23 protein-coding genes and 2 pseudogenes are annotated in these 22,330 nt (G+C 45.9%); 16 read left to right on the top strand and 9 right to left on the bottom strand.

What is annotated here, in order from left to right; genetic code table 11:
• Positions 1–129 precede the first annotated feature (129 nt).
• Entirely contained in the window at positions 130–372 is a 243-nt protein-coding gene (locus tag HRE53_RS22580) for a YqaE/Pmp3 family membrane protein (RefSeq protein ID WP_235108031.1), read from the bottom strand.
• A gap of 188 nt (positions 373–560) precedes the next feature.
• On the opposite strand from HRE53_RS22580, the gene HRE53_RS22575 reads away from it, so the two are divergent.
• Complete coding sequence (locus HRE53_RS22575; protein WP_235108030.1) at positions 561–962, top strand: phage holin family protein; 402 nt, start codon at positions 561–563, stop codon at positions 960–962.
• 204 nt (positions 963–1,166) lie between these two features.
• Here the strand turns inward: HRE53_RS22575 and HRE53_RS22570 are convergent, their stop codons facing one another.
• On the bottom strand, positions 1,167–1,376 hold the full coding sequence (locus HRE53_RS22570; protein ID WP_235108029.1) for a hypothetical protein: 210 nt from the start codon (positions 1,374–1,376) through the stop codon (positions 1,167–1,169).
• Positions 1,354–2,460, bottom strand: a complete 1,107-nt coding sequence (locus tag HRE53_RS22565) for a phosphatidylserine/phosphatidylglycerophosphate/cardiolipin synthase family protein (protein ID WP_235108028.1) — start codon at positions 2,458–2,460, stop codon at positions 1,354–1,356. Before HRE53_RS22565 ends, HRE53_RS22570 begins: the two co-directional genes overlap by 23 nt.
• 550 nt (positions 2,461–3,010) lie before the next feature.
• Here HRE53_RS22565 and HRE53_RS22560 point away from each other — a divergent pair.
• Positions 3,011–4,033, top strand: a complete 1,023-nt coding sequence (locus HRE53_RS22560; RefSeq protein ID WP_235108027.1) for a transposase — start codon at positions 3,011–3,013, stop codon at positions 4,031–4,033.
• Between the two features lie 294 nt (positions 4,034–4,327).
• On the top strand, positions 4,328–4,909 hold the full coding sequence (locus HRE53_RS22555) for an HdeD family acid-resistance protein (protein ID WP_235108026.1): 582 nt from the start codon (positions 4,328–4,330) through the stop codon (positions 4,907–4,909).
• A 129-nt stretch (positions 4,910–5,038) separates the two neighbouring features.
• On the opposite strand, the gene HRE53_RS22550 is transcribed toward HRE53_RS22555, so the two are convergent.
• Positions 5,039–5,536, bottom strand: coding sequence for a universal stress protein (locus tag HRE53_RS22550; RefSeq protein WP_235108025.1), 498 nt, complete (start codon positions 5,534–5,536; stop codon positions 5,039–5,041).
• A 261-nt stretch (positions 5,537–5,797) separates the two neighbouring features.
• Here HRE53_RS22550 and HRE53_RS22545 point away from each other — a divergent pair.
• The 10 genes and pseudogenes from HRE53_RS22545 (at position 5,798) to HRE53_RS22500 (ending at position 16,545) form a co-directional block, all read left to right on the top strand.
• Positions 5,798–7,038: pseudogene (locus HRE53_RS22545) on the top strand (IS256 family transposase).
• Between the two features lie 268 nt (positions 7,039–7,306).
• Positions 7,307–8,407, top strand: coding sequence for a site-2 protease family protein (locus HRE53_RS22540; RefSeq protein ID WP_235108024.1), 1,101 nt, complete (start codon positions 7,307–7,309; stop codon positions 8,405–8,407).
• A 138-nt stretch (positions 8,408–8,545) separates the two neighbouring features.
• Positions 8,546–8,923, top strand: a complete 378-nt coding sequence (locus HRE53_RS22535) for a zinc ribbon domain-containing protein (RefSeq protein ID WP_235108023.1) — start codon at positions 8,546–8,548, stop codon at positions 8,921–8,923.
• Between the two features lie 320 nt (positions 8,924–9,243).
• Positions 9,244–9,852, top strand: a complete 609-nt coding sequence (locus HRE53_RS22530; RefSeq protein ID WP_235108022.1) for a short chain dehydrogenase — start codon at positions 9,244–9,246, stop codon at positions 9,850–9,852.
• 495 nt (positions 9,853–10,347) lie between these two features.
• Positions 10,348–11,760, top strand: coding sequence for an MATE family efflux transporter (locus tag HRE53_RS22525; protein ID WP_235108021.1), 1,413 nt, complete (start codon positions 10,348–10,350; stop codon positions 11,758–11,760).
• Between the two features lie 305 nt (positions 11,761–12,065).
• The gene (locus HRE53_RS22520) at positions 12,066–12,647 is read left to right on the top strand and encodes an Npun_F5749 family FMN-dependent PPOX-type flavoprotein (protein WP_235108020.1); all 582 of its coding nucleotides are present in this window, start codon (positions 12,066–12,068) and stop codon (positions 12,645–12,647) included.
• A 167-nt stretch (positions 12,648–12,814) separates the two neighbouring features.
• Positions 12,815–13,252 (top strand): annotated as a pseudogene (locus tag HRE53_RS22515) (hypothetical protein).
• Positions 13,253–13,389: 137 nt separating this feature from the next.
• The gene (locus tag HRE53_RS22510) at positions 13,390–14,631 is read left to right on the top strand and encodes an ISAs1 family transposase (protein ID WP_235107866.1); all 1,242 of its coding nucleotides are present in this window, start codon (positions 13,390–13,392) and stop codon (positions 14,629–14,631) included.
• Positions 14,632–15,007: 376 nt separating this feature from the next.
• Positions 15,008–15,793, top strand: a complete 786-nt coding sequence (locus HRE53_RS22505; RefSeq protein WP_235108019.1) for an alpha/beta hydrolase — start codon at positions 15,008–15,010, stop codon at positions 15,791–15,793.
• A 143-nt stretch (positions 15,794–15,936) separates the two neighbouring features.
• Complete coding sequence (locus HRE53_RS22500) at positions 15,937–16,545, top strand: alpha/beta hydrolase (protein WP_235108018.1); 609 nt, start codon at positions 15,937–15,939, stop codon at positions 16,543–16,545.
• Between the two features lie 80 nt (positions 16,546–16,625).
• Here the strand turns inward: HRE53_RS22500 and HRE53_RS22495 are convergent, their stop codons facing one another.
• From HRE53_RS22495 to HRE53_RS22475, 5 genes are all read right to left on the bottom strand, one after another.
• Positions 16,626–18,173 carry a metallophosphoesterase gene (locus HRE53_RS22495; RefSeq protein WP_235108017.1) on the bottom strand — a complete coding sequence of 516 codons (1,548 nt, stop codon included), beginning with the start codon at positions 18,171–18,173 and terminating at the stop codon, positions 16,626–16,628.
• Between the two features lie 102 nt (positions 18,174–18,275).
• The gene (locus HRE53_RS22490) at positions 18,276–18,563 is read right to left on the bottom strand and encodes a hypothetical protein (RefSeq protein WP_235108016.1); all 288 of its coding nucleotides are present in this window, start codon (positions 18,561–18,563) and stop codon (positions 18,276–18,278) included.
• An 87-nt stretch (positions 18,564–18,650) separates the two neighbouring features.
• Complete coding sequence (locus tag HRE53_RS22485; protein ID WP_212665392.1) at positions 18,651–19,187, bottom strand: Dps family protein; 537 nt, start codon at positions 19,185–19,187, stop codon at positions 18,651–18,653.
• A gap of 424 nt (positions 19,188–19,611) precedes the next feature.
• Positions 19,612–19,845 (bottom strand): hypothetical protein, encoded by a 234-nt coding sequence (locus HRE53_RS22480; protein ID WP_235108015.1) that lies wholly within the window; start codon positions 19,843–19,845, stop codon positions 19,612–19,614.
• Between the two features lie 14 nt (positions 19,846–19,859).
• Positions 19,860–20,807 (bottom strand): transposase, encoded by a 948-nt coding sequence (locus HRE53_RS22475; protein WP_235108014.1) that lies wholly within the window; start codon positions 20,805–20,807, stop codon positions 19,860–19,862.
• Positions 20,808–21,090: 283 nt separating this feature from the next.
• On the opposite strand from HRE53_RS22475, the gene HRE53_RS22470 reads away from it, so the two are divergent.
• From HRE53_RS22470 to HRE53_RS22460, 3 genes are all read left to right on the top strand, one after another.
• Complete coding sequence (locus tag HRE53_RS22470) at positions 21,091–21,273, top strand: CsbD family protein (protein WP_212665391.1); 183 nt, start codon at positions 21,091–21,093, stop codon at positions 21,271–21,273.
• Between the two features lie 376 nt (positions 21,274–21,649).
• On the top strand, positions 21,650–21,811 hold the full coding sequence (locus HRE53_RS22465; RefSeq protein WP_212665390.1) for a DUF1328 domain-containing protein: 162 nt from the start codon (positions 21,650–21,652) through the stop codon (positions 21,809–21,811).
• A gap of 203 nt (positions 21,812–22,014) precedes the next feature.
• Entirely contained in the window at positions 22,015–22,272 is a 258-nt protein-coding gene (locus tag HRE53_RS22460; protein WP_235108013.1) for a hypothetical protein, read from the top strand.
• The last annotated feature ends 58 nt before the right edge of the window (positions 22,273–22,330 follow it).

Genomic DNA, 22,330 nt, shown 5'->3' with positions numbered 1-22,330 from the left:
TTGTTTAGCTCCACGCTGATATGCCTCATAGGGCAAAGATTCGTTAATAGCCAGATTTCATTTTCCACAACGGAGGGGTTGAATCTAGCTGAGGCATTCGGTAGATGCATTGTGCAGAAAATTCTGTTGCTAAATCCTGGCTCTCTCCCCTTGTTTGGAGAGAACCCAAACAGCATGGATTGAACCAGGAACCCATCCCACGAGGGTTAGCAAGATATTGATGAATAAGGTGCCACCCATACCTTCATTCAAAAAAATGCTGACTGGAGGGAAGACGATAGCAAGAACAACGTTTAAAAGACTCATGATTTTTAGGATGTAAGGAATATTTTCAATATCCCGAGTATCCAATTTTGAACGCCCATCGGGCATCTACCTAAAGACCGACCTCTCTCTATTCCTCAAGGATAGAAAGTGACTTCAGTAGTCAGACTATTTCTTGCGGACGAGCCACCGAAAATAGGTTCACTCTCAAGGTAGATACGGGAATAACGGTTGCTCTCCTATGCTGACAATCAAATCCCGTTCATATCCTTCATTCAAAAACAAGGAAATAAATTATGCTCGCTCGTTATGATTCCAAAAATATGCTGATCGGCTCTGCCCTGACCATTTTGGCTACAGCCCTCAGTTTATTAGTCGTGGATATCGTTTTCCCGGGGATTGATCTCTCTACATTTCCAGCCGCACTCGTGGGGGGAGGGGCCATTGGCATTGTGAACGCTGTCGTTAAGCCAGTGATTTCCTTATTGTCTCTGCCCTTAACTTTTTTGAGCTTAGGAGCGTTTTCACTGATTGTAAATGGCTTCTGCCTATGGTTGGCGGCTTTATTGGTGCCTGGATTTAAGGTCAGCGGGCTTCTTTCCTTCCTCCTGGCACCTGTCTTGCTCTCCTTCGTTAATACATTGCTCAGTAAGTACTTTGCTAATAAATTTCCCAGTTATGTAACGGATGAGAAGTAATGCATCCTGGTCAACCTACTGAGTAACTGCTTTTCCCAGGATTAGTCCTGAACAAGCCTGAAGACTTATCAAGGCAACTTTTACAGCATGGCAAGAAACTTCTTCTTATTCATGCCGTCCCGGTGGCAGTAGAAGCAAGGACGAAGCAGGCGACCTCAAACTAGACAGCGGCAGTCCCCCTATCGGTAATGGTTTTGCCCACCTCTAAAGTTGCCATTGAATAAACCGAACCAAACTGCCGAACAACCGATGCCGCCACCAAGAGCGCTGTTGCCAATCCTTAAAGCTCATGGTCTGACTTTGGGCAAATGCGTCTACAAACACTTGTTCAACTGACTGTTGAAGCCTGGGCTCGGCAGTGGAAATATCTAGTTCCTCATTATGAAAGAAACTACGGGGGGTCGAAGTTAGCACTGCCAATATTGACCCATCGGTCATCAATCAGCAGCAGCTTGGCATGGGTCATATTGGGAAGATATTCGTAAATTTCAATGCCGTTTTTGAGCAGATCGCCACATAATTCATAAGCGGCATAGTAAACGTATTTTTTATCGATATTTTCAAGGGTGGATGTGAGGATGCGAACATCCACGCCAGACTGTTTGGCTTCGATCAGGAGTTCACGGGTGTTTCGATCTGGAATTAGATAGGGACTCGCTAACCAAATCCGCTTTCTGGCAGCCACAATCGTATTTTCTTTCAGCGCTCGAATCGGAGAAAAACGGTAGGTGGGATTATTCCCGGGTGTCACCAGCATCAATGTTGGGTCCTGAGCTGGATCAGTCTGAAAGATCTCGGCTCTGAGATTGGCCTCGCCACCGCTGTAGGTCCAATGCTGAATAAACATGCCCTCTAAAATGGGTACGATCTCTCCTTCTAAGCAAACCTCAATGTCTAGCCAGGGAGAAGTTTGTTCGTCTCCGTCCCAATGATCAGAGATACCTGCACCGCCAATCAACCCAACATTTCCATCAATCAGCAGTAACTTTCGGTGGGTACGACCGGCAAAATTAGAGGGTGCCCGCCAGTCCAATCGATTGAAGAATTCCACCTGCACACCCGCGGATTGGAGTCGCTGCCAATAACGCTTGGGTAGGGTATGGGCACCGTAAGCGTCAATCACGAGCTGTACTTGTACACCTGCGGTTGCCCGCTCCGCTAGGGCTGCGGCAAAATCATTGGCTCGACGCCCCGGTGTCATAAAAAACGTCTCAAAATGAATCGTCCGTTGGGCAGTTTTAATGGCCTCTAACCGAGCCGCCTGAATCTGATCGGGTTTGGACCAGAACTGGGTGATCGTTCCTGAGGTGATCAAAGAGGTAGACAAACTAGCCAGCACCATTGGAAATCTAGATTCTTCTGGGCTGGGACCGTCTTCGACTCGATAGGTTACGGGTGTGCGAAATGCCCCTCGAATATACAAGCTGACTAATATCACCCCGGTCAATCCGAGGAGAAACCATAAGAGCGATCGCAAAATCAAAACCAACGTTGACATATAAGGTATTGCTAGCAACCAACCCTAACAGTCTCTACCTCTTGACGTACAAGAACATCCGTAGACTTGGGCTTATTCCTAGGGCCAGACTGCAGTTAACCAATATTCGGAAATCGATAAACTGTAGCCCTCTCTAAGGCTTTAGTTAAGAGCAATAAAACGAATGCCCACCTAGAAAAGGTCCTGGACGGATAGGGCTTCGCATTTAAGCTATAGAACTTTTCGCTCCGACCAATCTTTAGCCGAGGTCTGATCTTGATACCAAGCTGTGCCTGAAGGTGTAACTCTCAAACCTGATTGCCTGACAGAAGTAGGTCAAAGCCTTTATTTACATAGTTTATGAGAAAAGAGTGGAGAGACATGTGAGGCTAGATTTAATCACAAATCAGCGTTATTCAAATGTCAGGCCCCACCCAAATTTATCGTCAACTGTTTTCCTTTTTACGTCAACACAGCCATTATCGAGATTTGCGCCATCTCATTGCTCTGGGCTGGATGGTAAGCGCGTTAATCTGTAGTGAACGCTTAAGCTTATCTGCCTGGGAATCCTATGTTCCCTGCCGAGCCAGAAAAAGCCCAAAGTGTCGAGCGTCGGTGGCAACGATTTATAGCCAATCAACGCATTGATATTAACAAGCTATATGTACCTCTAGTCCTGCTAGCCCTTAAGAACTGGCAATCTCATCGTCTATACCTGGCAATGGATACAACGGTGTTATGGAATGAATATTGCATGATTCATCTATCCGTCGTCTGCTGTGGCAGAGCAGTACCATTGTTGTGGAAAGTATTAGAGCACAAGAGTGCAGCTGTCGCTTTTGAGGAATATCAACCGCTATTGCGCCAGGCCCGTTGGTTATTGCGGCAGCATCCAGATGTCATGGTGTTAGCAGATCGTGGGTTTGCGAACCATCAACTGATGAGCTGGTTACAACAGAGCCATTGGCATTACTGTCTGCGTGTCCCTTGTGATGTCCTTCTCCATGGTCCACGTCAATGTCCAAGAGAAGTCCGACAATTGTGGCCATCCAAAGGCGAAGCCCTCCTCTACCGCAATGTCGGTCTTTGGGAAGATGGCATCTATCGGTGCAATCTGGTGTTGGCTAATATCCGAGGAGTGAAAGAACCATGGGCGGTGATTACAGATGAATCACCCACGCTACAGACCTTGTGGCAATACGCTTTGAGGTTTCGGGTCGAAGAATTATTTCTCGATAGTAAGTCTGGAGTGTTTGAGCTAGAAGAGTCGAAAATTCGCTGTGCTGATGCATTAGAGAGGCTTTATCTGGTTGCTGCTGTGGCACTGCTATTCAGCACGACTCAAGGAATGGCTGTTCACATTAAAGGGCTGCGCCAACAGGTTGATCCACATTGGCGGCGAGGCATTAGTTATCTCAAAATTGGATTGCGATGGCTCAAGGGGGTAGTCCATAAAGGACGGGAGTTGTTGATGCCAGTCCCCTTGCTCTGCCATGATCCACAACCGTGTTTTGCGTCTAAAAAAGCTCAAAAGAAACACTACAACAAAATCTGGTTCTCTCGCATCCGCTCTTTACAGTGCAAGGCTTTATGAGCAGGGGAAGGCGAAGATCTGTCAGGCAGTCAGCTCTCAAACTCGTGAAACCCAATACTGAGTTGGCTTAGCAAATAATTAGAATTACACTCTTAGGTGGTAATTGGTATGAGGAGCCCAATAAGCCACCCCAACGACTGCTTATCGAAGCTTAATCTCCTTCTTAGGTCAGACCCTTAGCCCATAGCCTGTCTCTCTAGGGGTAGATTCGAATCCAAACCATTTCAGAGATGATAGTTACAGCTTGTTAAGCGGAATTGAAACTCAAATTTCGCAGTACAAAAGGATTTTTACATGAGTAACCAAGATATACAAAACAACGACCCCTCATTAGGGAAATGGTCTATTGCCCTGGGGGCATTGCTCGTCGTCTTAGGAGTTGTGGCTATTGCCATGCCCTTTGTCAGCACCCTAGCCACTGAGCTAGTCATTGCGAGTGTCTTTTTTAGCAGCGGTATTATTCAACTGATTTATGCCTATCGGTCTCGCGCGAATGTCAAAAGCTTAGTCTTTAAGCTCTTGCTAGGTGCAGGCTACATTGGCTCTAGTGCATTGCTGCTGTTTTATCCCCTTCAAGGTGTCCTCAGCCTGACCCTTGCAATTGGATCTTTCATTCTCGTAGAAGGTATTTTGCAAGCCATCATGGCCATCAGAATGCGCGAAGAAGAGTCTGGCTGGTATTGGACCCTCGGTAGCGGTTTGTTTGCTGTGGTGTTTGGTGTTTCCATTATGTTGGGCTGGCCTGCTGACTCTGCCTGGATTTTAGGTCTCCTCGTGGGCTTAAACCTGATCTCTGATGGTTGGCCTATGGTGATCTTTGGCCTAGCTGGAACCGATCTGTTTGGTTCAGGTCCTCAGCAACCCCAAGCTAGCTAGGAAAGGGCTGATGTCATGCATCTGTTAAACTCTTCCCTTCTGTCTGCCACCAACCTTCAAGGTTGGTGGCAACGAACTATAGCACCGGAGAATCCTACTGAATCACCTTAAGACTCCCAAAGGCTACAGTTAGTCGGACACGTCCACAACCGTTTCTTCTCCCTGAATCACCAAGACGGAACAAGAGGCATGGTGAACGACGTGATTGCTGACACTTCCCAATATGAGTTCAGTTAAGCCAGTGCGGCCATGTCGTCCTACAACGATTAAGTCAGCCTGCCAATCCCGAGCGCGATCGCACACTTGATACCCTGGATTTCCCAACTCAGCTTCAAAGGTTGCCTTCACACCTTGCTGTTCTGCAATTTGGCAAAATTCCTGGAGCCATTGTTTTGCGTCTGCAAGTTGCACCTCCCAAGCTTGCTGAGCCATCTGCAGATCCACCACAGATGGAGAGATGTAACCAGTATCGAGAGGCGTTCCCGACGATGCACTAATATCCGCTTCAATAGTATGCAACAGCAATAACTCAGCTTGGTGAAGTTGAGCCGTTTCCAAAGCCTGCTCATACACAATCGATCGCAAAGATGAAGCATCTATTGCTGCCAGAATGCGAGTGTATCCCATCAGGATTTCTCCCTTATAGCAATACCAACAGTCTACGAAGTTTTTTGGAGGCAATCGATAAAGTTGATCAGTCTAGGATTGGAGCACAATTCTCTAACAGGATTAGCTGGCAATGTAGCCAAACTGAAAGCTTGACCGCTAGAGCCTGAGATATTTACAGGGGAAAGTCCTCAATTCTGATCAACGGATTGACTTTCTGCAGAGACTGATCAGAGTTTTGTGTAAGCGGTCTAGAATCCAAACACACCAGGAGACCGCATCATGTCTAGAAAGAAACAAGTACCCAATCGAGTTGATGAGCTATTGGATGAACTCATTGGAGAGAATCCACAGCCAGAGGATATTCTGGGCGAATCAGGACTGCTCAAACAACTCAGCAAACGCCTAGTGGAACGAGCCTTGGCAGGTGAATTGACTCATCACCTGCATCAATCCTCCGTCGATGAGCGTTCTCATGGCCCTAGAAACAGTCGCAATGGTTACTCGAAAAAGACCGTCCAGACTGAACAAGGAGAGATGGACCTATCGATTCCTCGCGACCGTTGCAGTGAGTTTGAGCCTGTCCTCGTGCCCAAAGGCCAGCGACGTATCGCGGGACTCGACGAGAAAATCATCGCCTTATATGCTCGTGGCATGACCACTCGTGATATTCGAGTCTCAATTGGTGGAGCTGTATGGGGGCCAATATCTCTGAGGGTCTGATTAGTGACGTCACCAATAGTGTCATGGAGGAGGTTAAAGACTGGCGCTCAAGACCATTGGATGAGGTGTATCCGATTGTCTATCTCGATGCCCTGTATGTGAACATCAAAGTCAATGGCCAAGTCAGCAAGCGAGCCGTCTATGTCGCGCTAGCGGTAACTGTGGAGGGAAACAAAGAGCTGTTGGGATTATGGATAGGGGCTGCCGAGCGGGAGGGAGCAAAATTCTGGCTTTCAGTGCTCACAGACCTTAAAAACCGAGGCGCTCAGGATATCTTGATTGCTTGCTGTGATGGTCTCAAAGGCTTTCCCCAGGCGATTGAATCGGTCTATCCCGATACTCAAGTTCAAGTTTGTATCGTTCATCTCATTCGCAATAGTTTGCGCCATGTGCCTTGGAAGGAAAGTCGAGCCGTAGCTGCAGACCTCAAGCCCATTTATCAAGCGGCCACTTTGGAGGAATCTGAGGCTGCCTTGGATGCGTTTGCCAACAAATGGGACCAGACGTATCCTGGCATCAGCCAAATCTGGATACGGCATTGGGATAATATTGCTCCGTTGTTTAAGTACCCAATGGCCATCCGAAAGGTTATCTACACCACTAATGCCATTGAGTCGCTCAATCGCTCACTGCGAAAGGTGATTAAGACCAAAGCTGTCTTCCCGAATGAAGAGTCTGTCTACAAATTGATGTTTCTGGCGATGAGGAATATCTCGAAGAGATGGACCAGACCGATTTTGAATTGGAAGGCGGCGCTGTCCCATTTTGCTATTCTGTTCCCAACACGATTCAACTATTGAATACGTTACGGCTTACACAAAAATCTAAACACTCTCTTCTGCACTCTGCTCAACCCATTGATTGGCCCAGTACAGTCTGGCAAGTCTCTCTTAAGGGCGTTGAGTTAGATCAGCGCTGGGCAACTGAACCACCCCACAGGAGAACCGAACGCTTCAGGGCGGTTACTACGGAACAGTGAAAGTTTACACTTCGTTACAATTGTAGGTAAGGAGCAATACCGCAGACCTTTCGAGGAGGATTGCTCATCCATCGATTAGGAGTCTTTACATGAACAGTAACTTTAGATTAGGTAGCCTCTTTGGCATCCCTTTCTATCTCAATGCATCATGGTTTCTGGTGTTGCTATTTTTTTCCTGGACCTACGGCAATGGTCTAGCAGCACAGTTTCCAGAGTTAATCGGGATTGGACCCTGGCTCCTGGGCTTTGGAACAGCAATTCTACTGTTCAGTTCAGTACTCGCCCATGAACTCGGTCATAGCCTGGTGGCGATGCAGCAAGGGATTGAGGTTAAGTCCATCACCCTATTTCTGTTTGGTGGACTCGCTAGTCTAGAGGAAGAATCTAAAACACCTGCAGGGGCATTTGCCATTGCGATCGCAGGTCCTGCCGTCAGCGTCCTCCTTTGGGCTCTACTCTCTTATGCAGGCCTGCAGCTACCTATTAGCGGCCCGATTGCTGCCATCGTTGGGTTTCTCGCCACGATTAACCTCTTTCTAGCCTTGTTCAATATGATTCCAGGCCTACCCTTAGATGGTGGCAATGTCCTGAAAGCAGCCGTGTGGAAGATTACGGGCAATCGTTATCGAGGTATCAGAATTGCAGCTCGCGCTGGACAGGTTGTGGGTGGCGTTGCGATCGCATCCGGTATCCTAAGCCTCAGTGTCTGGAATGCCCTGATTGGTTGGTTCTTGTACCAAAATGCAGGGCAAGCATTCCAATCTTCTAAGCTTCAAGAAGAGCTGAGTCGATACACGGCAGCAGATGTGGTGACTGAAGGTGAGTTTGTGATTGGCCAAGATGATTCCCTCCGACAGCTTGCCAATCAGGCTATCCCTTATCAGGGTAAGGTTTCTAAGTTTCTCGTCGTCGATGAGCAAGGACAGCTCGTGGGGTCCGTCAACTTAGAAGATCTGAATACTGTTCCCACTATGCAATGGCCCCAGGTGTCAGTCCAAGAAATCTTACAGCCAACGGTACTCCCCCCAGTTGTACAGTCCAATCAATCATTGCTCGATATTGTGGCTCTTCTGGACAAGGAGAAACTGCAGACCATAGCGGTGGTTAACGACAGTGGGGCGCTGATGGGTTTGCTAGAAAAAGTAGCCATCCGTCGTCTTCAGCAAGGTATGGCTGCAGCATCAGCTTGAACGCTCTCCTCTACTGCCCGGTACGGTTACTGCAACAAACCCATTTATCTCCTTTGGCTGAGTCGTCAACTCTAAACTCAAACAAAACAATCCCTTTAGGAACGGTTTAACAATGGGACTACAGGCTGAGGGGGCGACATGAAGGCTACAACCCAGCACAGACAAGCTGGAATGCATGTCCAAAGTCTGGGCAAGCTAGAGAGAGGAAAAACCAGTAAGCTCAATCGCAAAACGATCAATGGCTTGTCCTATGCTCTACAAGTCCCTGGAGAATATTTGGATAGCGTGTGCAAGGGAGCTTCAATTGACACGGTTAATGCTGTCAAATTTTGTCCGAAGTGTTGGGTCCCAGGAACACCTCCTGATGCTTTGTGGACCAATGTTAGAGCTAAGTTCTGCTTTGAGTGTGGTGAGCGTTTACGGAATCGCTGTGATAGCTGCAATGAGCTAATTACATCGCGAAAACATCGGTTTTGTCCGTTTTGTGGTCAGACGTATAAACTCACAAAAACTTAAATTCTTAAGTCTGGAAAGTACTTCTAAATATAGTTCACAGCGATTCTGCGGTGAAAATTGTGCTTATGTCGGCAAGGGGGTAACCCCCCATTACCCCTTGCATCTTTTAGCAACTCATTATAGACTACCTACATACAGGTAGGAAAATAACCTCAAGCCTATCATCTAGCTGTTCAATGAGTCTTGATGTTTCCATTCATGATTAAGTTGGGCAGTATATTTTTTGGTTATATTATCTACATACATATAGGTCAGTCTTGATATACTCTAGTTAAGAGCTGATCTCACAATCGAAACAAAATCTAAAGGAAACTAAAACAATGAAAACGGTAATTCTGATTGGTGCCAATGGCAAAATGGGACAGGCTGCACTAACGGGCTTAGGTAAGCATCGTGTTATCACAGCCTCCCGCTCTGGCAAAGGTTGTGACTACAAAGTTGACATCACAAGTGAAGAATCCATCAGGGCACTATACCAAGCAGTCGGCGGCTTTGATGCTGTTGTGAATACTGTTGGATTCTGTGAATATGAGATGTTCGTAGACATGACAGAACAGCAGTGGATGACTACTGTGATGAGTAAGATGATGGGACAAATTAACTTAGTCCGAATCGGACAAGAGTATATTGCGGACGCTGGATCATTTACGCTGATTAGCGGCATTTTGAATACTAAACCGATTCCATTTGCAATTGCAGATGCAACGACTAGCGGTGCAATAGACACTTTTGTGAAGTGTGTCGCCTATGAGATGCCTAGAGGAATCCGTATCAATGTCGTCAATCCCACGGTTCTGGTAGAGGCTTGGGATGTATACGGTGAGATAATGCCAGGTTTTCAACCTGTTCCTGGGAAATTGGTTGGCAAAGCTTTTGAACGCTCTGTTGATGGGTTTATTACTGGAGAAGTTCTCTTTGTTGATGCCTAATAAGCGTCAACAAAGCTTACTCTTTTGGATGTCTAACCACCTTTCAAACAATATCAGTTTATGGCAGTTACGATAGTTTCAACCTATAGTCCAACCGCAACAAGCCAAGGAAAAATGGATTAGTCAACTGCCTGGATTCATGCAGTAAATCTAGACAGTTATATAAACGCACGGTTGTAGATCGAGGCAATTGAGTCTTACCCAAATTATCTCTTACGGCTAGGGTGACGCTCGATAAAAAATGAAAGGTCCTGAACCTTCCATAATCTTGAACAATCTACTTCTTTGGAGACATATTAACTATGGCTATCACCAGCTTCAAAAACAACTTAAAGAGTTTCGAGCCATTATGAGCCAAGGTTTGAGCTAAAAGAATATCAACATTTTGCAGACACTCTCATTCTGATCAGCCAATCCTGGCAGTTTTGTACAGACCACTATTTGTGATTTGGGTAGTCAAAAATTTTCTAAACTGTTTATCAAGAATCTACAGTAATGACCAGCAATGTAATCAATAAATCGAGTATTAGCCTTGAGGTAAAAGAATTTTTGAAACTATCTGTCCCGTTAGCGTGTGCACAAATTGCTCAGGCTGCCGTTGGCTTCGTGGACACGATTATGATGGGGCATTTAAGTATCGAGAGCTTAGCAGCAGGTGGTTTAGCAGCAACAACGTTTCAATTGATCCTGAACACTTTCAGCGGTCTGGTCATGGCTGTTAGCCCTTTAGTTGCGGAAGCATATGGGGCGCGCCAAACCCAGAAAATCTCACATATTGCACGCCAGGGTCTATGGCTATCGATTTTCTTGGCAGTCCCCTTAATGATATTAGTTGGAAATTTGGAATCATTTCTGTCTTTATTTCAGCAACCTTTGGATATTATTTCACTGGCGAATCCTTATCTAAAATGGATTTTATGGGGAATTTTTCCAGCCTTAGGTTTTGCCATGTTACGAGGATATGTCTCGGCTCTTGCCCATGCTCATATTGTTACTCCCATTGTCATTATTGGAACAATATTCAATATAACGGGAAATTATGTCTTAGGATTTGGGAAATTTTCGTTTCCAAGAATGGAACTAGCGGGCTTCGGCTTAGCCAGTGGATTAAGTTTTTGGTTAATATTTGCTATTTTCTTAGCTTATACCTTGAAACAAGCAGACTTGAAAAAATATAATTTCTTAAACGATTTTGTTCATATTAGTCCTTCATTAATTTTACGTTTAATACGCATTGGGAGTGGCATTGCCGTAACGCTTGCGTTGGAGTATGGGTTGTTCGCAATAATCACTTTTTTCATGGGACTTTTAGGTGCTCAAGTCCTAGCTGCGCATCATATTGTTTATCAAACAATGCTTCTTCTTTTCATGATTCCTTTAGGAATGTCCTACGCAGTAACGGCACGGGTAGGACAATGGGTGGGGAAAAAAGATTTTAGAAGCGCACGTCTGGCAGGATATATTGCTATTGTAGCTGTTTCACTTCTAATGCTTTCTACTGCAGTTATATTAGTGAGCTTTCCTAAGCAGATAATTAGCATATTTATAGATGTTAATAATCCTGAAAATTTAAGCACTATTCTCATTGCATTGCCAATGCTATATATTGTTGCTTTATCTCAATTGTTTGATGGAGTTCAGCGAGTTGCAATGGGAGCACTGTATGGTCTTCAAGATACTCAGGTGCCAATGTTACTCAGTGGCCTTTCTTTTTGGGTTGTGGGTCTAAGTGGAAGCTATGTATTAGGATTCACATTACAGCTAGGAAGTATTGGCTTATGGATAGGACAGACTATTGGAGTTGTGTTTGCGAGTATCCTATTTACATGGCGGTTTACGCGATTAACTCAACTGATAATTGCTTCCAGTGACGAGCGTAGTTCAGGACCTGATGCTCTCGTAATATAGGTGAATTGTTATTCCCGACAGCAATGGTGACGATAGCTATAAGCTACTGATGCCCACCACCTATGTCATAGAGGAGTCTGGTCAGATTCGCTATGCGTTTGCTGAGGCTGACTATTCTTCAAGATGTATTGGCTGTCGTTAAAGTAATCACATTATAGCCAGACTACAAACTTAAATAATGACAACCTGTTTGCTATTAGAACCGAAAGAATTGCGATCGTTGCCTTCTGTTAATTTCTAATATTGTCGAACTTACCCTAAGACAAAAATCGTTTTTCATTGTCCATTGTTCGTTATCAACTGTTATGCTTCCTCCCTATAGATCGCATTTGTCCAGTGCCATTGACGGCAATCGTTCCAACCCCTATTCTCGCTTTTTTCAGCTAGCTACCGTAACCCCAGCGGGCTATCCTAGTAACCGTACGCTAGTGTTTCGGGGCTTTTTAGAAGACGATAACAATAGCCTAAAAATCGTTATCGATGTACGTAGTGCTAAGGTTCAAGATATTGAACGGCAAGCAGTAGGGGAAATATGCTGGTATTTCACCGAAACCCGCGAACAGTTTCGGATTCAAGGTGTTCTACGCTTGGTGAAAGCTCAAGATAAAGATTCAGATTTACTTAAAGCCCGTAACATAGCCTGGCAAGAGCTTTCTGACGCGGCGCGATCGCAATTTGCTTGGTCAGATCCAGGGCAACCCGCAGCGGACCAGTCAACCTTTGATATCGAACCACCTGATCCTATTCTGCCCCCAGATACTTTCGGCTTGTTGTTATTAGTTCCCCAAAAAGTAGACCATTTAAAATTAAGAAGCGATCCGCACCAACGCTGTATTTACCAGTTAGAAACAGATACTACCTGGTCGAGCCAATGGGTTAATCCTTGAGGGACTATAGGTCATAGATTCAGGGGTTATGCTATTTGTCCAATTTCTATTTCACCTTCCAGATATTTTGATATTGTTTCGTCAGTCAACTAGTACGCACAGTACCCAGATAATTCTAAGTAAATAATTCTAACTATACGTCCAGTGTTGTTTTCTGTCCGTTTGCTATCTCAACGCCTTGGTGGTGCGGACATCACGATGACCATCCTCAGATAGAGGGATTAGAAATTAACCTTGATGGCGGCTCTGCAGTGCGCAGTAACCGCACACAATTTATCAAGCGTATGGTTGAGTTTGTCCAAACGACGCGATTGTTGGTTCATCTGATTTATTATCCGCCCTATCACAGCAAATACAATCCGATTGAGTGATGTTGGGCAGCCTTGGAACACTATTGGAATGGCACTATCCTCAACTCCATTGATGCGGCTGTCCAGTGGGCATCGAATATGACCTGGAATGGATTGAAGCCTTTGGTTCATGTGGTTGAGGAAACCTATGAAAAGAACATTACTGTGCCCTCAAATGAGCTAGAAGTCTACAAACAACAATGGCTATGTTCTGAAACGTTACCCAAATGGGATATCAAGATTGCGCCTAATTGATGGGTACATTATTTCTTTGTAGATCCCTTAAACCTTTGTTTTCTATTCGGGGATAGAGTGTAATGGATCAGGGGCAGCGCAAGAAAAATGAAGCTGTAATATGCTATGGAACTCCATTCTGTTAAAAGGGTTTCCCCATGGCTACAGGATTCAGCAAGCCGCCTTCCTCACCAGCTTCCACTGACTCATCCTCGTCACTCCTGCCTGCCAGTGATTGCGATCAGGCTTATCAACAGTTGTCCGAGTGTTTTGAAGATTTGCCTGATCCACGGGGAGGCCAAGGTGTCCAGCATCCGTTTGTCAGCATCGTCGTGATTGGACTATTGGCAAGTTTAGGTGGCGCACAAGGGTGGGAAGACATTGAAACCTATGGTCTAAGCCATCAAGATTGGTTGTCGAGTTTTCTGAGCCTACCGTCTGGGATGCCGACAGCAGACACCTATCGACGAGTGTTTGAGCGTATTTGCCCCTCCGCTTTTGAGCGGAGTTTCAATCACTGGTTGGATCAGGTAGTGACAACCCTCGGCGCTCAAGTGATACCGATTGACGGCAAACAACTCAGAGGTTCCTATGATCGCAATCAAGACCAATCCGCATTGCATCTGGTCAGTGCTTGGGCCAGTGAGTATCGGTTATTTCTAGGACAGGTCAAAGTTGCAGACAAGAGTAACGAAATTACCGCTATTCCAGCACTGCTAGAGCTATTAGACATTGCCGGGTGCATTATTACCATTGATGCAATGGGAACTCAGCACGAGATTGCCCGCCACATTCAAGCTAAAGAGGCTGACTATGTGCTGGCCCTCAAGGAGAATCATCCCACGCTGTTTGAGCAGGTTGAGCAATGGTTTGAAACGGCTGAAGCGAATGAGTTTAAGTGCATTGAGCACAGCTATGATGCGCGGGTGGAAGCAGGGCACCATCGTCGCGAGAAACGACAAGTTTGGGCCGTGTCCCTTCAACAGATGGGTCCTCTGTACAAGCAGGCGCAGTGGAAGGGCTTGCAAACCATCGTCAAGGTCGCTCGAACCCGTCACTTGTGGAACAAAACCACCTATGAGGTGATGTTTTATATCAGTTCTCTACCGCCAAATGCTCAGCAGTTGGGCAAAGCCATCCGCCAGCATTGGTCGATTGAGAACCAACTCCACTGGGTCTTAGACGTGACCTTTGGCGAAGATGCTAGCCGCATTCGCACAGGACATGCGCCGGAAAACATGGCCATCCTGAGACGCTGGAGCATCAACCTTCTCAATCAAGAAACGTCCTTTAAGAAAAGTACCCGTCAAAAACTAAAACGGGCGAGCATGGATGAAGCGTATATGCTCAAAGTTCTAGGCGCTTCTCTTCCTTTACAGTCTAGCCTTTCAGAGGCTTGATTTTCTTGCGCTTACCCTGTGTAATGGATGCCCCCAGCAGAAGTAAACACTGCAGAATTATTGACCCGTCACCTTTTGGAATCACTTAGTTTTAAGCGGCTTTAGCCAAGGTGAGAAGGTTCTCTCGTCTATGATTTCCCGATAGGAACTGTAATCCTCTCGTTTCAGAACATCACTCTTCATAAAGGTTACGTTGATACATCTTCCCAAAGGCCGAATTTGAGAGAACGTATCCTAGCCCCAGAGAGGATTGAAATTCCTAGGCAACCCATAACAATGAACAACAGATAAACCGGATCGAACCACAGTTGCATTGCTAGCAACTTAGATAAATCTGTTCGCTTCAGAAGCTAAGCTCATTGTAAGGAGTCTCCATATGAAAACTGCGTTCCAAGCCCTACTCTCTTGGGGAGTGATCGGTCTAACAACCATTAGTACTTCATTTTTTGCGACTCAAACACAAGCTGCTGAGAGTATATTTGTCCGCTATAAAAACACCGAAGTAACAGTGACTCGCAGCGAACTGGATGACTTCAGCAATACGGGAGAACTTCCTACATCGTTGAAAAAGCTACTAGAAACCGATCTAGAACTCCCAGGAATTGTCCGTAAAGCACTTTCTGAACAAATCACTGTACCTACTTTTTTACAAAGTTTTCTGGAAGGCTCTAATGGAGAATTTCTACTCTTCAAGCTTGATCAGACTATTTCTAGCACATCTGGCAGAACAGAAGATGGGCTCGAATCCCTGAAAACAGCGGTCCTTAACTCCATTGAGGATGAGCGAATTTCCTTTATGGAAATTATCGATAAATATCCCCAGAACACCATTCGAGTTGATGTAACCAACTTAGAAGGCACTTACACCCAAGTCAGCGGTTTTGTCGAAAAAACATTACCGGCTCTAGAGGTTGCAAAAGACGTATTGTCAGACTTTGTTTGCGATTGTAAAACAACACAAGCGTCCTCCAGCAAAGATTCACAAGCAACCTATCAAGCCGAGAAGGTGTCTGATAATTGTGCAGAAGAAAAACCCACAATGACTGTGTCGGTAAACAGCAATTCACCAGAAGAGCAATCCAGTGCCAAGCCTACTCCGTCAATGCCTCAAGCTCCGACCTCCACAACTCAAACACCTGCTAGTTCAGCTCAAGCTCAATAGATCTTGAAGGGAATATTTGAGCATCGTCCCCATGAGTGCTCTTCTTATTCCCCTGTTTTGTTGCTGAAAGGATTCACTACTGTTTACGGAGTCGATTCATGACCACTTGGCATTCGGTATTTCAAAAATTTAGGCGTTGGAGGATGGTTAAAGGTCTCACTTTTTCTGCTGTCGCCTCCATCTCGGCGACTGGTTTGATCGCACCGACTGCATCTGTGCAGGCTGCAGAAAAAGTTGTCTTTACTTACAATCAGTTTGGTCAATCTCTGAGTATTGATGAGTTAGAAACCTTTGCTGAGACTGGCAAAGCATCTTCCAAACTCAAATTCTTCCTGAATGTATCAGGGCAAGATCCAGAAACCGCCCGCCAATTTATGACCAAAAGTCTCAAGGTCAACTTGCGTACGGCTGATAAAATTTTGACGATATTACCTGGAGAATATGCCCTCTTTCAAGCAGGGCAAGTCATTCATACCCCCAGCCGCAAAGCCAATATGCAGGCCCTTCGGTCAGCTATCCTGCTCTCTCTAAGTGATGATAATCAAATTTCTTTTTTAGAGTTTTTGCAGAAGTACCCCACCTCCCAACTCACCGTTGATGGTGTTCGAGTGGCTAAAGTGGCTGGAACCATTGATGGCCTCATCGGCACTGCCGAACAAGCATCGGATGGCACCGGACCTCTAGCTGTGGCGAAAGATATTTTGAGTAGTTTTATCTGCGACTGCCAGACTAATCCAGCGGCGATTCGCTAACCCAGCCGGTTGCAATAAGCCCCCAAAGAAATAGCCGAATATTGGTTATTCCTTTGGGGGGCTTGGTTTAGCAGTTAATCTCAGCCGATTTCAATTGCATCCATGACATGATTTTGCCACTGATGCTGAAATCGTTCAGCAACTAGAGGTTGAAGGATGATTTTGGGAGGTGTTCCGGCTTTGACATCAATCCGCAGGCCAGAATAGGGTCGATGTTTTTGAGAGCCATGTCCATATCGTCCGATGTAGAATTGCGATCGCGCCACAATACGCTCTGTTTCTCCATCTAGTTTTTCCGTTAACTCAGGCCCTTCAGACCGCTGACGGCGCAGACTAAAACCGCTACCACCGCAAATCACCCAATTGAGATGTGAATCTGCATGCCCCGTATTTTCCGTCTTCAGGTACTCCAGGCAATGGGCATGTCCATTGATAATCAAATCGACTAGAGGTCTACCCTTTATAAGTTCAGTCACCTCACTTTGGACTTCATTGAGAACCCACCGGAGATTTTGCCGCACGGCTAAGGTTTGTCCCTGATACCACTTTGTGGCTTCGGTCACATAGGGAGGATGGTGGAAAAACAAAATTCGGCCCCGGACCTTCGGATCCTGCCAGGATTGAATCAGCTGCCGCTTCAGCCACGTCAATTGCTCAATATCCACAACAGACTCGGTATCATTCGTTAACTGCTTATCAATATCTAGAAGTTGCTCTTCAATTTGTTCGACCTTGCTATAAGCTTCCTCAACATCTAAATGGGCTGCTTCAACTGCCGACCTCAATGCTTCTGTCTTTTTCTGCATCAGGACTTGGCGGGTTTTCAGCAGTTGTTCCTTCAGTAACTTTCCCGCTGGTGTATTGGGTAAACATTGGGGGGCATTAAACGTATTGGAATCAAGGGCAAAAAAATCAATCCCACCCTGGCGAAATTGATAGTACCGATTGGGGAGCCGTGTGAATTCGCCTGGTCGATATCGCAGACATTTCTCAGACTCTGAGGAGGACGTGTAGTGGGTGTCCAGATGTTGTTGTATGTCCGAGTCACTCAATCCTTGCAGGTAATCCAAAAAAGCTCTGGCAAAAACATCTCCCTTATGTGAACCATGCCAACCCACATCTAAATCAAATTGGCGCTGGAATAGTTTGCGCAGGGGCGAAGTCACCTTCGACATCAACCCCCATATCCAGGGCAAATCATAATAATCGTGATTACCTGGTACAGGGAAGAATGGGAATTTAAATACCATCTGGTCGTAGTCAATCGTGTCGGGTTGATGTCCCCCCACTAACCACTCCCGATAGGGATCGATAAAATTCTCGGCATATTGCTCGTTGGAACCCACGAGATAGACAACATCTCCGGTATGCAGGGCAAAGTTAGCCCCTTCTCCCTGATCCAACAGTAGTTCCATGACTCGTCGTTGGGGACTATCCCCGCGATATTGGCCTGTGCCACTATCTCCGAGTACCAAGAACGAGAAATCTTGATGATCCGATTCCTCATTCTCCAACACCACTTTGGTTTGGTCGATATTTTTACTCGAAATTAAAGGGTGTTGCCAGCACACCCTTTTCTTCATTTCATCAATTTTGAGTTCAATCGGTGGATCAGAAACAAACTGCATCGGTTATTTTTTGGGTTCCTTTCCTATCAAGGAGAATATTCAGGTTTTAATATTGGGCTATTCCAGCACCTGCGAATCTAAGAGGGGAATACTCGGAGCATCTTAGCCAACCAGGAAAGAGTGGATCTGATGTGCGATCGCAACCAGAAATACGACGAGTCCCAACCCTCTACGGAAATAGTTAACCCCTTCAAAGGACTCTTGCAAGGCCCAAATCACTATTGCAACGAAAGCCACTAACTCTAATCCCAGATTAATCGGCTCACTCGTCAATACCAATTGCAGCAGGCTGGCTCCAATCCAGACAGAGAGGGTCAAATTTGGAGGCTGAGCAATCACAATTTCACCGTTCTGATCACGGAAGATGGTGTCAAAGAGTGCAGTATCCATGGGTTTCGAGTATCTATATCAAAAAACTTCAGCAGGCTTAGTACTGTCCCTATGCCTGAACGTCAAATCAAGCATAGGGACATCAATCTATTGGACGCTAGCATGCAGATCCAAACCAGAACGAGAACCGCTTGCATCGACTTGTTCTCCTTCAATAAAGGATCTCAGCATCCAAGCCATCTCTTCATGCTCTTCCATTAAACCCGTTAAGAAATCAGCCGTTCCCTCATCATGGAACTGCTCAGAGCACTGATCGAGATGCTCTCTTAAATTACGAATAACCTGCTCATGATCATTCACCAGGCGAGCCACCATATCCGTTGCTGTAGGTAGGTCACCAGGATGTTCATTGAGGGTTGAGTTATCGAGAAATCCTTTGGCAGTCCCTAGAGGGTATCCTCCTAACGCCCGAATCCGCTCAGCACAAGCATCAACATTGGCGGTAAGGATTTCATAATGTTCTTCCCAAAGCTTATGTAGAGTCATGAATTGGGGGCCAACTACATCCCAGTGATATTTCTTGGTTTTGATCACGAGTAGATATAAATCAGCTAAGTCTTGATTTAAAAGTTGAATAACACCTTGACGCTGTTCAGTAGTCAAACCAATGTTATAAGAACGCATATTTATTTTTTCCTTTGTTGTCTCTAGTAGCTAGTAAATCAAGAAAGGCTGAATCATTCTTCTCTCACAGGGAAGGTATTGATTCTCTAGCTACTCTACCGAAAGGTATAGAGCGATTGATTAGGATGTGTGAGAAGTGATTAGAGTTTCAGAGATCAGGCTAAACGTTTAACCATGAGTATCGGAATAAAAGCTTTACTGAGCCTTCCGTAACGTATTCAGACACACGACTTGGCAAACTTCTTTATTTTTATAGAGGGATAATTAGGTCTAGGCTGGCATTATCACCTCCACAACTTGCTCGACAGATTGGCCTTGTTCAAAGAGTGATTGACAAAACTGTACGAGCGGATGCAAAACCTCACGAGTCAATCCGTAGAGCTTCTGGCCAATGCTTGGCGTTTTACTTGCAAAGCTAAATTTTTCAGATGTTCCCCCCAGCGACAGGCGCATCCTGGAGCAACGACTGCGCCAGACAACTTAAAGCGATGTGGCGTTTGACCGCATCCTCGTTGCGTAGCTGAGCCGATTCCAGGCCACAGATGCCTTTGGTAAACTCATGAAAAACTTCACAGGGCCAGCGATAGCTCCAGGTGATGGCAATGCGCGAGACATCCCAGTGCAGCGCGTCAGTCACTAAAAAGCGAGGGGGTATCATTCAAATCCTCCGTTTCATGAACAATGACAATCCGTTTGCGTCCGATTTTTTTTGAGGCGTACGACTTTGCTAAAGGCCCAAATCTCCTTCACTTCGCCATTGCGTTGATGAATGCGGTAGTGCCGAAACGACTGGCCAGAGGTGCTACGAAGTTGTTGAGCCACTGCGTCAATGCGAGTCCATTGGTTGAACCAAAGCACGGAACGATTACACGCCAGCTCACTCACCCAATGCTTGCCGAATCCTTCAATGACGGTCGTTAAGTCCGCTGCGCATACGCCTGCATCAAAAGCATAATCCGCTGTCGGAAACTGCCCTTCCCCTTCAATTTGCTCAATCATGGCACTCAGCAGTTCCGTTCGCGTTTGATAGGCGTCACGATTATGCTGGTAGGCCACCAACTCACTCAATCGCTCCATCGCCGCTGCGATAGTTTCATACTCGCCTTGACGGGTCATCTTCAGATACTCCAGTTCTGCGGCTTCCCACTGGGCCGCTTGCACGGCGACGCCTATCCCATCTTGTCGCACTCGATTTGCCGCCACTGCGGTCAGAATCGTCTGATAACAGCTCATGCAATTATCAACATAATCGTACTGACGTTTGACCCCAAAAATCTGTTTGCTCCGTTCGTGATGTCCCAGTGTCCAATCTAGGCTAATCACTACACGTGCTCTGGGGGCATAATGCTGTGATACCTGTAGACGGTGGCGCACCATCAATGCCTCCTGCTCCCATGGCGATTCAAACACCCCGGCGTGCATTGCTCGACGACCTGAAAGGGGCTGCTCGGTTGTCGAGACAAACTGACTGTGAATCCCTTGCAATGTTTTGTTCTCACTGAGTAGTAAGCCACTGAGGTATCGGCTCACATGCTCAAATCCGGCTTGTCGAGGAAATAAGTCGCGGTAAGCGCTCATGCCCTGCTTAATCGTGTTGGGGATGCCGACAAAAGGAAGCATTGTTGACGTTGCTCATTACGCTACAAACCTGAAACAAGCATGACGCAACTAACACCATTAGCGACATAAATTGATGGCCTCAATGGGAAACTTTGCCAAGTCGTGCAGACAAACGAACTCAAGCGAAAATCCTAGAGAACTTGAATCGCCATTAATCCCTCTATAGGTAGACGTTCTTGCTTATAGCAACCGTCCTTTAGGCAGACGAGTTTTGGGGTGAGCTTCCCTAGTATTGAAGGTGTTCACACCCACAACGACACAGCCTTTAGGAGGCACAACTATTATGAGTACCGAAGATAGAGCTAAAGCTACAGCTAAGAACATTGAAGGAAAAGCCCAGGAAGCTCTGGGAAACGTAACTGGCGATCCTGAAGACCAAGCAGCGGGTAAAGCTAAGCAAGCAGAAGCAGGCGTCCGCCATACAGCAGAAGACGCTAAGGACAAAGTAAAAGAAGCCATTGACTAACGGTTGCTTCCGTTTAGTTATTTAGTTTCTGGTATTTAGGTCCAGTGTGCCAAACCAGCCTCTGGACCTTTATTTGATAACGGTTTATCACTCACAAAATATTACTTGATTACACATCTGCCTCACGTCTTACATTTCGACAAAACGTCATGAGGCTCCAATCAAGTTATTCGCAGCAATTCTATCAGCGATCACAATATAGTCGTTGAGCTGTGCTGCATAGACACGGGGGCAAGGACAAAAGCTATTTTGGCACACCACGATGCTGATAGTTATGGGGGAATTGTTGAGAGTCCAGAATGGGGTCATGCATTGGTATCAGACTTCATCTAGATGGGCCTAAATTCACTCACATTTAACGACAGGAGAACATTTCATGCTTAGTTGGAGCCTGACATTTTTAATCATTGCCTTAATTGCAGCCTTTTTGGGATTCGGTGGCATTGCTGCGGGTGCAGCTTCCATCGCTAAAGTTCTTTTCTTTGTTTTTCTAGCCTTATTTATCTTTTCTCTTATCACTGGAAGAAGGCGTGTCTAGACTGCTCCAGCCAAAGTTTCTAGACGTAATGGGTTATCTAAAGACAGTTTAAACTCTGCCTTTTGGCAGACCACAAAGGGGGACAGTATCTCCCCCTTTAGGCAGATACCCATCAAACATCCCTCCCCTACAGTTGAGTTATATCTTTGAGGAAGAAATAATGAGTCAATTCGATAGAGAAGAAGCTCGATACGAGCAAGGTTATGCAGCAGGAAGTCGAGCGAGTCGAAGCAATCCTGCCACAGGAATTTTCATCGGTGTTTTTGCCGTCGCGGTGCTCGGTATTGGTGGATGGATGGTATTTGCCCAAACGAGTCAAAAAATCAGGTGGGGATACCGACATCATCAACGTACCTAAGCCTGATGCACCTGAAATTAACATCGATGTTCCTAAGCCCGAAATCAACCTACCCAAGCCAGACATTGATGTGTCTAGCCCCAGCAATGAAAAGTCTGAATAGAACCAACAAGCTAAATCAGTTTGATCAAATCTAAATTGTGTTCCCCATTGATTTAGTG

Origin of the sequence: Acaryochloris sp. 'Moss Beach' (assembly GCF_021497025.1) — a bacterium.
GTDB classification, from domain to species: domain Bacteria; phylum Cyanobacteriota; class Cyanobacteriia; order Thermosynechococcales; family Thermosynechococcaceae; genus Acaryochloris; species Acaryochloris marina_A.
The sequence above is the reverse complement of the archived record's forward strand: the minus strand, read 5'-3'. Positions and strand labels throughout refer to the sequence as shown.